10 protein-coding genes are annotated in these 12,071 nt (G+C 60.7%); all 10 read right to left on the reverse strand.

All coding sequences use genetic code 11. The features are described from left to right. Window positions 1–130: 130 nt before the first annotated feature. Window positions 131–1,297, reverse strand: coding sequence for a BMP family ABC transporter substrate-binding protein (locus EAV92_RS12820; RefSeq protein ID WP_123041457.1), 1,167 nt, complete (start codon window positions 1,295–1,297; stop codon window positions 131–133). A gap of 191 nt (window positions 1,298–1,488) precedes the next feature. Beyond that, window positions 1,489–2,109 (reverse strand): nucleotidyltransferase family protein, encoded by a 621-nt coding sequence (locus EAV92_RS12825; protein ID WP_123041458.1) that lies wholly within the window; start codon window positions 2,107–2,109, stop codon window positions 1,489–1,491. Then, the gene (locus tag EAV92_RS12830) at window positions 2,039–3,064 is read right to left on the reverse strand and encodes an XdhC family protein (protein WP_123041459.1); all 1,026 of its coding nucleotides are present in this window, start codon (window positions 3,062–3,064) and stop codon (window positions 2,039–2,041) included. Before EAV92_RS12830 ends, EAV92_RS12825 begins: the two co-directional genes overlap by 71 nt. Before the next feature lie 42 nt (window positions 3,065–3,106). Further along, entirely contained in the window at window positions 3,107–4,438 is a 1,332-nt protein-coding gene (locus EAV92_RS12835; RefSeq protein ID WP_123041460.1) for a 5'-deoxyadenosine deaminase, read from the reverse strand. 38 nt (window positions 4,439–4,476) lie between these two features. Beyond that, window positions 4,477–6,054, reverse strand: coding sequence for a PucR family transcriptional regulator (locus tag EAV92_RS12840; protein WP_123041461.1), 1,578 nt, complete (start codon window positions 6,052–6,054; stop codon window positions 4,477–4,479). 117 nt (window positions 6,055–6,171) lie between these two features. Then, window positions 6,172–6,717: a chromate transporter gene (locus EAV92_RS12845; protein WP_123041462.1), complete on the reverse strand. Its 546-nt coding sequence runs from the start codon at window positions 6,715–6,717 to the stop codon at window positions 6,172–6,174. A gap of 34 nt (window positions 6,718–6,751) precedes the next feature. After that, entirely contained in the window at window positions 6,752–7,618 is an 867-nt protein-coding gene (locus EAV92_RS12850) for a fumarylacetoacetate hydrolase family protein (RefSeq protein ID WP_123041463.1), read from the reverse strand. Next, complete coding sequence (locus EAV92_RS12855) at window positions 7,615–8,841, reverse strand: amidase (RefSeq protein ID WP_241158262.1); 1,227 nt, start codon at window positions 8,839–8,841, stop codon at window positions 7,615–7,617. The genes EAV92_RS12850 and EAV92_RS12855 overlap by 4 nt, the downstream gene beginning before the upstream one ends. After that, window positions 8,835–10,415 carry a gamma-glutamyltransferase gene (gene ggt, locus EAV92_RS12860; RefSeq protein ID WP_123041464.1) on the reverse strand — a complete coding sequence of 527 codons (1,581 nt, stop codon included), beginning with the start codon at window positions 10,413–10,415 and terminating at the stop codon, window positions 8,835–8,837. Before ggt ends, EAV92_RS12855 begins: the two co-directional genes overlap by 7 nt. Before the next feature lie 389 nt (window positions 10,416–10,804). Continuing rightward, window positions 10,805–11,842 (reverse strand): class I SAM-dependent methyltransferase, encoded by a 1,038-nt coding sequence (locus EAV92_RS12865; RefSeq protein ID WP_123041465.1) that lies wholly within the window; start codon window positions 11,840–11,842, stop codon window positions 10,805–10,807. Window positions 11,843–12,071: the final 229 nt, after the last annotated feature.

Consider the following 12,071-nt stretch of genomic DNA (forward strand, 5'->3'; position numbering starts at 1 on the left):
GCTTTCCTCCTTCCCGGCCTGCAAGACCGGTTGCCTCTCGATTTCGTTTTCCCGCAGGGTTCGGATAAATGACAAATCCCTTTCGCAAGGGATTTGTCGGGACGATGCTATGAAGACTCGATGAGTTCGGTTACTTCGGAATCGTGCCTTCGACGCCTTGGACGAGCCAGTTCATTTCGAGAATCCGATCGATCGGGAGCTCTTGGCCGGCTTCGATTTTCACCGCGCCGGTCTGATCCTTGATCGGACCGACGAAAATTTTGAGACTTCCGGCCACGGCTTCTTTCTTCTTCTCTTCGACGAGCGCTTTGACGTCATCCGGAATGCTTTTGCCGAGCGGCGCCAGGTCGACCATGCCGTCGGCCATGGAGCCCATGTACTGTTCGCTTTTCCAGGTCCCGTCCGCGATCGCTTGAACGGTCTTCAGGTAATACGGCCCCCAATTCCAGGTCGGATTCGTCAAATACGCTTCCGGCGCGTAGCGGGACATGTCGGAGTCGTTGCCGCCGGCCATGGCGCCGCGTTCGGCAGCCGCCTGGATGGTTGCCGGGGAATCCTGGTAGGCCATCAGCACGTCCGCGCCTTGGTCGAGCAGGCTCACCGCGGCTTGGCGTTCGACCGTCGGGTCGAACCAGGTGTTGGACCACACGACCTTCACCTTGACGTCGGGATTGACGCTTTGGGCGCCGAGCGTGAACGCGTTCAGGTTGTAAATGACTTCGGGAATCGGGAAGGCGCCGACGTAGCCGAGCACGTTCTTCTTCGTCATCTTGCCTGCCGCGATGCCGGACAAGTAGCTGGCTTCGAAGTTTTTGCCGAAATAGGTGCCCATGTTGTCCGCCGTTTTGTAGCCGGCCGTATGGAGGAATTTCACGTTCGGGAATTTCTTCGCTACGTTCAGCGTCGGATCCATGTAACCGAAGCTCGTCGTGAAGATCACGTCGTGGTTTTGCGCGAGCTCGGTAATGATGCGCTCGGCGTCGGCGCTTTCCGGTACGTTCTCGACCGTGTCCGCCTTGATGCCGAGCTTTTCTTCCATATATTTGCGACCTTGGTCATGCTGGTAGGTCCATCCGCCGTCGCCCGGAGGCCCTATGTAAACGAAGGCCACTCTCGGCATCTTCTTCTCCGCCGAAGGACTTGCGGACGCCGCAGGCGAGCTGCCCGAAGGCGACGCGCTCTCCGATCCCGAAGCGCTCGCTTCCGGCTCCGGCTTGCTGCCGCATGCCGTCAGGATGACCCCCAGCACGACGATCAAAGCCAAACTCCATGTCCACCCTTTTGCGTATCGTTTCATCCCTGTTCCTCCCCAACTCTCTGGTTTCTCTCTTGGTGTCGACCAAGTACCTTCACTATACTTTTGGGTAAGGTATGGGTCAATTTATATAACATTATATTGGGGAAACTCATGAAAAGTCACGAGGAAGTTGTGCGCAATGCATGTTTTTCTTAATTTAGTGTAATAAAACATAACATAACGTTCGGTTTTTATGGAGTGTTTGTCCACATTCTACAGGCGAATGCGAGATCCCCTAACGTATCTACGTCTATTGCCGCGTTTGCGGAGAGCGGGACTTTGCCCAGTCGCAGCCCCGGTTCGCGCAGCAGCGAGCGGCCGCCCGTATCGCCTGCAAGCCGGGCCAAGCTCTCGAACTTCAAGCGACTCCACAAGACGGGAGGAACGGGAGGGCCGCCGCAGCTGCCTGCAATCGCCTCCAGCCCGGTATCCTCACGGAAAGCATCGAGGTACCGCTGAATATCGGAAGCCGCCACCATCGGCTGGTCCGCCAGTGCCACCACCGCCGCCTCGATGCCGGGCGCCAGGCGGAGAGCCTCGTCCAGCGCCGCGCGCAAAGAATGGGCAAGCCCCTTGTCCGCTTCCGGGCAGACGACGGGAACGAACCGCCCCGCGTACTTGTCGTCGTCCGGGAGCCACGCGAGGGAATCTCCCTCCCGGACGGCGACAATGACCGGATCCAGCTCCGTCGCCAGAAGCGCGAGCAACCCGGCGCGGCCCAGCGGCATGCCGGGAGCCAATTCAGCGGACGGCTTGCCGCCGCCCATCCGGCTCCCCCGTCCCGCCGCCAAATACAAACCCGCGACCCGCATCGGCCCCCACCTCCCGAACCCCCGCCGCAGCTGCCGCTTTTCGGGCGACCAATTCCGCGGCGATGCTCACGGCGATTTCTTCGGGTCCGTCCGCCCCGATATCCAAACCGACCGGCGCCGATACGTTGGGAGTCCGCTTCAGCCCTTCGAACAGAACCTCCACCCTCTTCCCGGACCCCATCACGCCGAGATAATAAGGAGACGCGGGAAGCATTCTTTCCAACATTTCCCGGTCCCTCCGCAGCTGATGGCTGCACAGGATGACGTAATCCCCCGAACCGACGTTCAACCGGCGGGCCAACTCTTCCGGCGTGCCGGCGATCCGTTCGGAAGCCGCGGGAAACCGATCGGCCGAAAGCAGCCCCTGCCGCCAATCCGCCACGACGACGCGGAAGCCGATCTTCGCCGCCAGCGCGCATAGCGGCGGCGCGTCGCGCCCCGCTCCGAACAAGATCAGCCGCGGTACCGGCCGGAACGCGGATGCAAACAGCAGCTCTCCCGCCGTGTCATCGGCGCCGCGTTCTTCCAATGCGCGAATCAATCGGTATTCTATTCTTTTGCCGGCCAAGCGTCTCTCCAACACAGCGCCCCTTCCCGCTTCCAGAAGGCCGTGCGCTTCGAGCAGAAGACTCCGGAGCTCTCCGTCCAGCGGCTCGAGCAGAATCGTGATCCGGCCGCCGCACCCGATCGCTTCGCCCCAGATGGGGTCCTCTTCCGGCCGCATGTCGTAGTACACCAGCTCCGGAAGTCCCGAAGCCAGCACCGCCGGCACCCTCGCCCGAAGATCATCCTCCAGGCAGCCCGGGCTGAGCACGCCCTCGCTTTCGCCTTCCGGGCGCAAAACCATGGCGGCGCCTTCCTTCCGGTAAGCATGTCCCTCCACCGCGATGATCGTCGCCAGCACGGCCGCGCCGCCGGAACGCGAGACTTCGCTCCACACAGCTCCATGATCCATCGTCCGTCTCTCCCATCGCCCGCCGGGTCCCCGGCCGCCTTTTTACAACCTTTTTAACAGCGCCTTCAGCGCCCGGTCCGATTCCCTTAAAACAACATCCTTATCGACGGTCAGCACGCGCCTTCCTTCCACGACGACCTTGCCGTCCACCAGCACCGTATCGACGTCTCCCCGCGTCGCCGCATAGACGACCCGCGAAAACAAATCCGCGTCGTAAGAAGGATAAACATGGAAATCGTCCAAATCGAGCAGCTGCAAATCCGCCAGCTTGCCCGCTTCCACGCTGCCGATATCCCGCTCGAGACCGAGCACCTCCGCGCCCCCCATCGTGGCCATCCGCAGGACCGTGCGCGCGTCCATTACCGTAGGACCGTGACGCACTTTTTGCGCGAAGGCGGCCAGTCTCATTTCCTGGAACATATCCAAATTGTTGTTGCAAGGAGCGCCGTCCGCCCCGAGTCCGACCGGGATGCCCATTCCCATGAGATCCGGCACATCCGCGACCCCCGATGCCAGCTTCAGGTTCGAGCCGGGACAATGCGTCACTTTGACGCCGCGCTCGCGGATGATGCGTTTCTCGTTCTCGTCCAGCCAAATGCTGTGCGCGAGAATGAGATTCGGCCGGGCCAATCCGATATGGTCGAGGTAAGCGACGTTCCGCATGCCTCTCTCCGCTTCGACGATCGCGATCTCTTCCCGGTTTTCCGACGCATGGGTGTGCACCTTGACGCCGTACTTCTCCGATAAATCCCTAACCCCGACGAGCAGCTCCTCCGTGCAGGAAACGACGAATCTCGGGCAAAACGCGTAGTGGATGCGTCCTCCTGCCGCGCCGTGCCACTTTTCGAGCAGCCCCACGCTTTCGGCCAGCGACCGTTCCGTGTTTTCCTGGAGCGCCGGCGGAACTTCGGTACCGTGGTCCATCATGACCTTACCGGAAAGTGCCCGGATGCCGGACGATTCGATCGCCCGGAACGCGGCGTCCGCGTGATTCACCGTCTCCATGTCCAGAATCGTCGTCGTTCCGCTCCTCAACAATTCCCCGATTCCGAGCAAAGCAGAGTAATGGACGGAGTCCTCGTCGTGAGCCGCTTCCAGCGGCCAAATCCGCTGCCGCAGCCAATCGATCAGCTCGAGATCGTCCGCCCTGCCGCGGAACAGCGTCTGGCAGAGATGGATATGGGTTTGCACGAAGCCGGGCAGCAACACTTTGCCCCCGGCTTCGATAATGCGGTCCGCTCCCCCGGCTACCGGGCCGAGATCGCCGCCGACCTTCACGATTTTGTTTCCTTCAATCAACACGTCGCCGCGAATCACTTCGTTATCGGCGTTCATGGTGAGGATAACCGCTCCGCGGATCCATGTTTTCGTCATTCGGTTCGCCTCCAGGCAGACCGTGCGGCCGGCCCCGTTCAGAGCGCTCGCTCTTTCGCCGCGAGCATCCTTCGGAATAAGAAAGCCAGCTGCAGCCGCATCAGGTCGTTCACTTTCTTGAAATCCACTTCCAAAATTTCTCCCAGCTTCTCAATACGGTATGTGGCCGTGTTGCGGTGAATGAACAGCTTTTTGGCCGTTTCGTTTAACTGGCCGTCGCAGGCCAGGTAGGTTTCCAGCGTGCGCATCATTTCCTGGACGTAATCGGGGTCGCGATGCAGCAGCCCGCCCAGCCAACGGTCGCAGAACGTGCGCATTCTCTCGGGCGGGATGCGTTCAAAGACGAAAGCCAAATCCATGGAATCGAATTTCACGAGCCGTTCGGCCATGCCCCACTCCTCGGACAGCCGCCGGGCCTCCAAGCATTCGTCGAAAGCGGCGGACAACTGGTTGACCGACGTTTTCCGGCTGCTGGCGGCAGCCTTCGGTTCACCTTTGCCCGCTCGCCTGCCGGCCAAGCAGGCCCCTACCGCTTCCTCCCAATCCCCTTCCGCATCCGGGAAGACGGAAAGCACGCCTTCCTCCACCACGACGTGGACGCCTTTCAACGCCCGAACCTTGCCGTCGCTGAGCAACTCGGACTTCAGATGTTCCAAAGCCTCATCCCGCGCAGCCGCGCCGCGGCCGGTCACGTCGCTGAGCACGCAGCGGTAGGGACCTTCGAACAGGTCGACATCCCACCTGCGGGCATATTCGAGCAGCGAATCCGCGGACACGCCGTTTTGGAGAAACCGTTTGACCATTTGGCCGAAATCGCGCTGCACCGACAGTTCGAAATAGTCCTCGTATTTGAAATTCAGATGGAAGGAAACGAGTTCCGCCGCTTGGAAGTACAAGCTCTCCTCGATGGGAGAGAGAAACGGCTGGGGATTGAAGAATAGGGCGAAACCGGTGCACTGCGACTGCTTCATGAGCGGAATCCGAAACGCCTGCCAGCCGTCGGACCGCATCCACTGGTGATGGACGGACCAAGGCCAGCGGACCAGCAGTTCGGCATCGGGGATGTCGGAAGAATTGTGAAGCACTTGGCCGCGGGAGCCGATCACGGCTACCGGGTGCCCGACGACCTCGGACACGGATTCGAACAAGTGCCGGATCGGATCGGACTGCAGCGCGAAACGCATGAGCCGGATTTGCTTCTCCAGCGCGTCCTGGAGCATGCCGGTGCTGCGTTTCATTTCTTCGCGGAACAGGCCGTTGATTTGGTCGGAGAACGTGAATTGGTAGGGGAGCTCGATCAAGGGGAAGCCGAGCCGGTCGGCCTGCTCGATCAGCGGTTCGGGAAGAGAATCCCAATAGCGGCCCAACTTGATGCCGAGGCCGGAGGACCCGCGCTTGTTCAGCTTGCTGAGCAATTGGCAGGCTTCGTCCGGGCGGTCCTTGACAAGGTAGCCGGTGGTCAGGACCATTTCCCCTTCCTTAATCCACTCGGTGATGTCCGGAGCGTCCATGACGTTGACGGCGCGGATAACCCTGTTGACGCCGCCGAATCCGGCGACGAGTTTGGCTTCCGACAGCGGATAAACGGATAGGGCTTGCTCGACGGTCAGTTGCATGGCGGGCCTCCTGACAGACCCGATAAATCCAGGTCTTATGTTAAATTAAATAACATAATAGACCCGTATGATCTCTTTTGACAATATAAATGTAAGATTACATTACATTAAAATTAATTATCCTCGAAGAAACAGACCTCCCGCTGCCAAAGCCAGTAAAATTCCCCAAACGGCGTTAACCTGATAGTACTGGACGAGCACGAAAAAAAACGCCCCGATTAGAAACGGGAGAAACGCGGCGGCACCTGGTACCGGTTTAAACATGTACTTGGCGAAATCGTAGGCGAGCATGGCCATCATGACGAAAATGACGGGCTGAATGCCGCGGATCATGCCCTTAATGATCGGGTTACCGGTCAGCTTCAGCATGACGCCCGCCAGCAAAATCATGACGAGGGCGGTCGGGAGAACGACGGCGATCAGCGCCGCCGCGGCTCCTGCCCAACCGGCGACCTTAAAACCGATATAGGCGGCGAGTTTGGTGGCGATAGGGCCCGGCAAAGCGTTGCCGAACGCCAGAGCCTGCCCGAAGTCGTCGGACGTGAGCCAGCGGTACCGCCCGACCACCTGGTGCTCGTACAACGGGATGATCGACGGACCGCCGCCGTAGCCGAGCAGCGTGGCGGTACCGAACGCGAGAAACAGATGCCATAGTTTTAACACAGGGAACCCGCCTTTCTTCCGCGGTAATGGTGGTTCAAGATTCTTCAATAACCGGGTTCGCGAGCGGCCGCAATCCGAAGATGCGGCACTCCGCCGTATCCCCGCCTTGCAGGGGAACCGAGCCCGGCGTTCCCGTCAGGATAACGTCGCCCGGGAGCAGCGTCATGAAAGAGGACAAGAAAGAGACAAGGAAAGGAATCGGATAGATCATTCGATCCGCCGCACTCGCATGGATCGTTCGTCCGTTTAACGCGGTCTCTACGGTCCATCGTTCCGGCAGCGGAAATTCGTCCGGCGTCGCCACCTCGGGACCGAAGGCGAAGAAGGTGTCGAAGCTTTTGGATCGGCCAAGAAACCGGGGACTCCTCGCATGGATGTCGGAAGCGGTCATGTCGAGCGCGGGCGCGAAGCCGGCAACGAAGTCCATCGCTTCCGATTCCGCCGCCCCTTTGCAGGTGCGGCCGATGATGACCGCGATTTCCGCTTCGGCGGATATCCGACCGGCATTCGCGGGCAGCCGGATCGCTTCGCCGGGCCCGATGAGGCTGGTATCCGGCTTCATAAAGCAGATCGGTTCACCGTCCGCGGGCACTACCGCCATCTCCTCCGCTTTCTCCCGGTAGTTGGCGCCGATGCCCCAAATTTTGCGGGGATGCCGATAAGGGGCAGCGAACGGCGCCTGGTCGAACGGAATCGCGTCTGCCTCTTGGAGCGCTAGGGAAGCGGCGGACCGGCACCAGGCCGCCAACTCCGCAAACTCGCCATTCCCAAGCAGGTCGAATAGCCGGGTACTCCAGGATCGTCCCGCGATCCTGTTCACGGCCGCGACCGTTACCCAGCCCGCTTCCGTCCGGATCGCCGTCTGTTCGCCGCCGGCTAGCTTCAAAGTCGCGATTCTCAAACGCTCCGCCCCGCTCTCCCCGCGATTTCGCGCACCCACCGCAGCAGCCGGACGTCCTGCCCGCGTCCCGCGATAAAGGACACGCCGACCGGCAGGCCGTCGGCCGTTCCCGCGGGAATCGTGACCTGCGGAAGGCCCGTCATGCCGGCCAGGCAGCAAATCTGCATGACCCTCGAGCGAATACGGCCGATCGCTTCGCCCGATTGGCCTTTTGCCGGAGCGACGCAGGGCACGGTGGGCAGCACGAGCAAGCCGTCTTCGCCGATCAGCGCTTCCACCCGCGCCGTCACTTCTCGTTTAGCGGCTTGATGCTTCCGGTAATCCTCCGGGGTGATCGTTGCCGCCCAAGCGAAGCGTTCCGCGATGTCCGGCCCGAAGAGGGGACGTTCCCGCCCGATCCACTCGCCGTGGGTTTGCCAGATTTCGAAACCTTGGATCGCGCGGAACGAGTCGGCCAATGCCGCCAAGCCGCCGGGAACGGCTTCAACCCATTCCCGGCCGCGATCTCCCGGCCACTCGAACGCGGCCATGCCCGCAAGCAATCCCGCTTCGACTTCGGGTTCCGCCAAATCCCAGGCTTCCTTCACGTGAAGCCATCTGGAAAAACCGCCGCTCTCTTGCGGAAAGGCCGGCGGCGGAAGCAAAGCCAGCCCCGCCTCGAGCAGCACGCCGGGGTCGCGGGACATCCAGCCGACCGTATCGAAGACCGGAGCGAGCGGGATGACGCCTCGGACGGAGACGGCGCCGTGCGTCGGGCGGATGCCGTAAACGCCGCAGTACGACGAGGGAACGCGGACGGAGCCGCCGGTGTCCGTCCCCAAAGCGAAATCCGTCAAGGCCGCGGCCGCCGCTACTGCCGAGCCGCTGGATGAACCGCCCGGCAAGCGATCCGGCGCCCTCGGATTGACCGGCGTGCCGAAGTGGAAGTTTTCGCCGTTTAAGCTGTACATGAGTTCGTCCGTATGCGTAATGCCTTTCAGCTTCGCGCCGTGCCGAAGCAGCGAATCGACGGCATCGGCGTTATCCGCGGAAGGCCCATGGCTCCGATGCCAGTCCGGGTTTCCGGCAGTGTTTGCCCATCCTTGCAGCGCGAATACGTCCTTTACCGAAAACGTCAGCCCGTCAAGACGCCCCGTTGCAGCGGGTTCGAGCGAGAAATCCTCTTTGACATAGGCGTTCCATGCGTCGGGCACGTCGTTCCCCACCTTCCTCTCGTTTACCATCCCGCGCACCCTCCGTCGGCGCGGGGATCCGCGCCGCCGTAACGCGTTCCGTCGTCTCCTATCAGGATCGCCTGCGCATGGCCGACGATGCCGTCGAATGCTCCTACGGTTCTCACTTCATGACCCGCCGACGCAAGCGCCATGGCTACGTCCGCGCCGAATCTCGCTTCCAGTTTCAGCTCCTGCGTTTTCGCTCCCCACGTGCGTCCCCACACCCAGCGCGGCGCGTCGATCGCCGCCTGCGGATCCAGCCCGTAGTCGACCATCCGGGTCAGCAGGGCCGATTGCGTCTGCGGCTGCCCTTCCCCGCCCTGCGTGCCGTAAAGGATGTAAGGCTTGCCCTCTCTGCAGGCCATGGCGGGCATCAACGTGTGGAAGGTCCGCTTCCGCGGCTTGAGCGCATTGACGTGGCTCGGATCCAGCGAGAAGAACGAGCCGCGGTTTTGGAGCAGGATGCCGGTGTCTCCCGCGGTCACCCCGGAGCCGAATTCGAAATACAGGCTCTGGATGAACGAAACCGCGTTTCCTTCGCCGTCTACGACCGCGGCGTACGCGGTATCGCTGCCGACCGGCCGGGAGACGGATGGCGACGCGCGGCGCAAGTCGATGCTGGCCGCGAGCTCGGCGCAATAATCGGCGGAAACGAGCGCGCCCACGGGAATGTCGGCAAACGCGGGGTCGGTCAGCACGCGGTCCCGGTCGCGGAACGCCATCTTCGCCGCCTCCACCAGCAAGTGGACATATTCGTACGAGCCGTGCTCAATGCCGCTCAGGTCAAACGACTCCAGCATCTGAGGAATCATGATGCCGGTGAAGCCTTGCGAATTGGGCGGTACCTGGAACAATTCCAGCCCCCGGTAGCTCCCGCGGACGGGTTCCGTCCATTCGCCCGCGTGGTCCGCGAAATCTTCCGCACGAAGCAGCCCGCCGTTCTTCTCCATGAAAACCGAGATCGAGCGGGCGATTTCGCCTTTGTAAAAAGCGTCGCGCCCTCCCGCCGCCAGCTTGCGAAGCGTGTCTGCCAATTGCCGCTGGAGGAACCGTTCTCCTTGCCTCGGGGGCACTCCTTCCGGTACGAAGATCTCGGAAGTGATTGCCGTGCCGCGCAGCAGCTCGAACCTTTCGGCCGTGTTGCGGGCTTGGTCCGGCGACAACGGAAACCCGTGAGATGCGCAGCGGATGGCCGGTTCCAAAGCTTCCGCGAGGGAAAGCCTGCCGTACTCGCGCTGCACGGCTTCCCAGCCGTCCGCCATGCCGGGCACCGTGATGGCGCTTCGAATGCCGCGCAGCGGGATTCCGCTTTCGCCGTCGAAGGCTTGGCGGGAGGCGAGGCCAGCGGATCTGCCGCTCGCGTTGTAAGCGCGGACGGCGCGATCGGCCCCGCTGTACGTCAGCCAAAACGCATCACCGCCCAAGCCGGTCATGTGCGGATACACGACGGCCAAACAAGCGCTGACGGCGACCGCCGCATCGAAAGCGTTGCCTCCCCGGCGCAGCGTTTCGGCTCCCGCTTGGGATGCCAGCGCATGGGGACTGACGACCATCGCTTCTTTGCCTGCCGCGGAACGATTCATACGGCCAGCCCCTCTCCGTGTTCGGGATGTTGATAACCCGAATATTAGGGGCGCCGCGCGATCCCGGTCAACGAATCCCGCGCAAGCTTGTGGACGATGATGAAATTATCCGGTCTCCGTTGTTCCGCGAACCAAACGCGGACAGAGAAAAAGCCCATGGCTCGCAGGCCATGGGCTTCCTCGAACGGAACGTCGCTCCGTTTTCAAAAATGTCTTACTTCGATTTCTTCTTGGCGGCCGACCGACCCTGCTTCTTGGGATCGTCAGACGGCGGCGCGGCGCGCTGGGAACCGTTCGGTTTGATTTCGTCGCTCACGAGGTCACTCTCCTTTCCGTAAGATCACGTTCATTATTCGTCATGATCTGGAAATTCATTACAAGCGGGTTCATTACCGAGGACGCGCCACGATCCCGTTATGGGCCTTGATATAACCATGCCGCAAAATCTCGAATCCGCCTTCGTACACGTACAGCCCCATTTGCCGGATATCCATCAGCTCGCGGTACGTATGGTTCATGACGTCGGCCATGACCGTGTAGAACAGCTTGGATTTCCATTGCAGCCGCGGCGTCGTCATGATCGCGTACCCGCCGGGCTTCAGGAATTTGCGGTGCCAGTCCAGCGCTTCCGCTTTAAACTCGTCCGGAAAATGCTCCAGCAACCCGACGCTGAGCACGACGTCGAACTCCTTCCCGAAAGGAAGATTGCGGATATCGTCGACCTCGTAATGGATGTTCATCTGGTTTTTGTGCCATACGCGGGGAAGCCCGGTGCGGGAGTTCATACCCAGGAAAGGATAACGGTCCGGAAAATGCCCGAAGCGGTCCGTCCGGCAAAAATCGTCGTAATCGACCATCACGATCTCGCCTTCCGGATACATGGCGTGAAGCTGCATCGCCTCGTAGCCTTCCGCCGCCCCAAGGAACAGGATGCGCGGCTTGTTCAGGTCGAGACCCTCGAACAGCGCCCGCTTGCCCCTCGGATCCCAGACGCCGTCTTGGACCCGATGGACGTAGTTCCAGAACGACAGCCGGACCGTTTCTCCGAGCGCCTCCTTCACTTCATGCCAATGAAACCGCGCCAGATGCTTCCGCAGCTCCTTTTTCGAATCCGCCAGCGCTCCCGGCACGTCCTTGACGAACCATTCGTGGAATGATCGGTTGAAAAATTCCCATGAGGTTTTGACGGTCATCTCCCCGTGGTCCCGTTCCCATTCCTGCTTGGATTTAGCCACGGTTCTGACTTCGTAGGGCTTGCCGATCTGCTTCCATGTTAACTGGGACCAGTCGGCCACCACATTGGCGTTGATGAACGCATCCAACTCTTCGTTCTGCGGATTTCTTAAATCGACCCGATAACTCGGCAACAATTCGGTTTTGCCGAAGTCTTCTTCCGTATAAAAAGGTACTTCTTGCGCTTGTTCCATCTGCTGTATGCCTCCCATATCTCGAAAGCGGTTACAACTTCATCATAAACGCGCCGCCCCGGGCAGGCAACCTTCATACTATCGGAATAGATGCAAAAGTACATCTTTTCCAAGCCGGTCATGTGGTGGGGGAACAAGGGATGCAAAAATGCAGGTTTTTTCGGCAAAACCCATGAACCGAGAAGACAAGACAAGAAATAAATGCATAATTGCATGAATTCTTAGCAAA

Source organism: Cohnella candidum (genome assembly GCF_003713065.1).
In the GTDB taxonomy this organism is placed as follows: domain Bacteria; phylum Bacillota; class Bacilli; order Paenibacillales; family Paenibacillaceae; genus Cohnella; species Cohnella candidum.

Coding starts and splice junctions, on each gene's coding strand:
- EAV92_RS12820 (WP_123041457.1), bottom strand. CDS start 1,297: ATGAAACGATACGCAAAAGGGTGGACATGGAGTTTGGCTTTGATCGTC.
- EAV92_RS12825 (WP_123041458.1), bottom strand. CDS start 2,109: ATGCGGGTCGCGGGTTTGTATTTGGCGGCGGGACGGGGGAGCCGGATG.
- EAV92_RS12830 (WP_123041459.1), bottom strand. CDS start 3,064: ATGGATCATGGAGCTGTGTGGAGCGAAGTCTCGCGTTCCGGCGGCGCG.
- EAV92_RS12835 (WP_123041460.1), bottom strand. CDS start 4,438: ATGACGAAAACATGGATCCGCGGAGCGGTTATCCTCACCATGAACGCC.
- EAV92_RS12840 (WP_123041461.1), bottom strand. CDS start 6,054: ATGCAACTGACCGTCGAGCAAGCCCTATCCGTTTATCCGCTGTCGGAA.
- EAV92_RS12855 (WP_241158262.1), bottom strand. CDS start 8,841: ATGGTAAACGAGAGGAAGGTGGGGAACGACGTGCCCGACGCATGGAAC.
- ggt (WP_123041464.1), bottom strand. CDS start 10,415: ATGAATCGTTCCGCGGCAGGCAAAGAAGCGATGGTCGTCAGTCCCCAT.
- EAV92_RS12865 (WP_123041465.1), bottom strand. CDS start 11,842: ATGGAACAAGCGCAAGAAGTACCTTTTTATACGGAAGAAGACTTCGGC.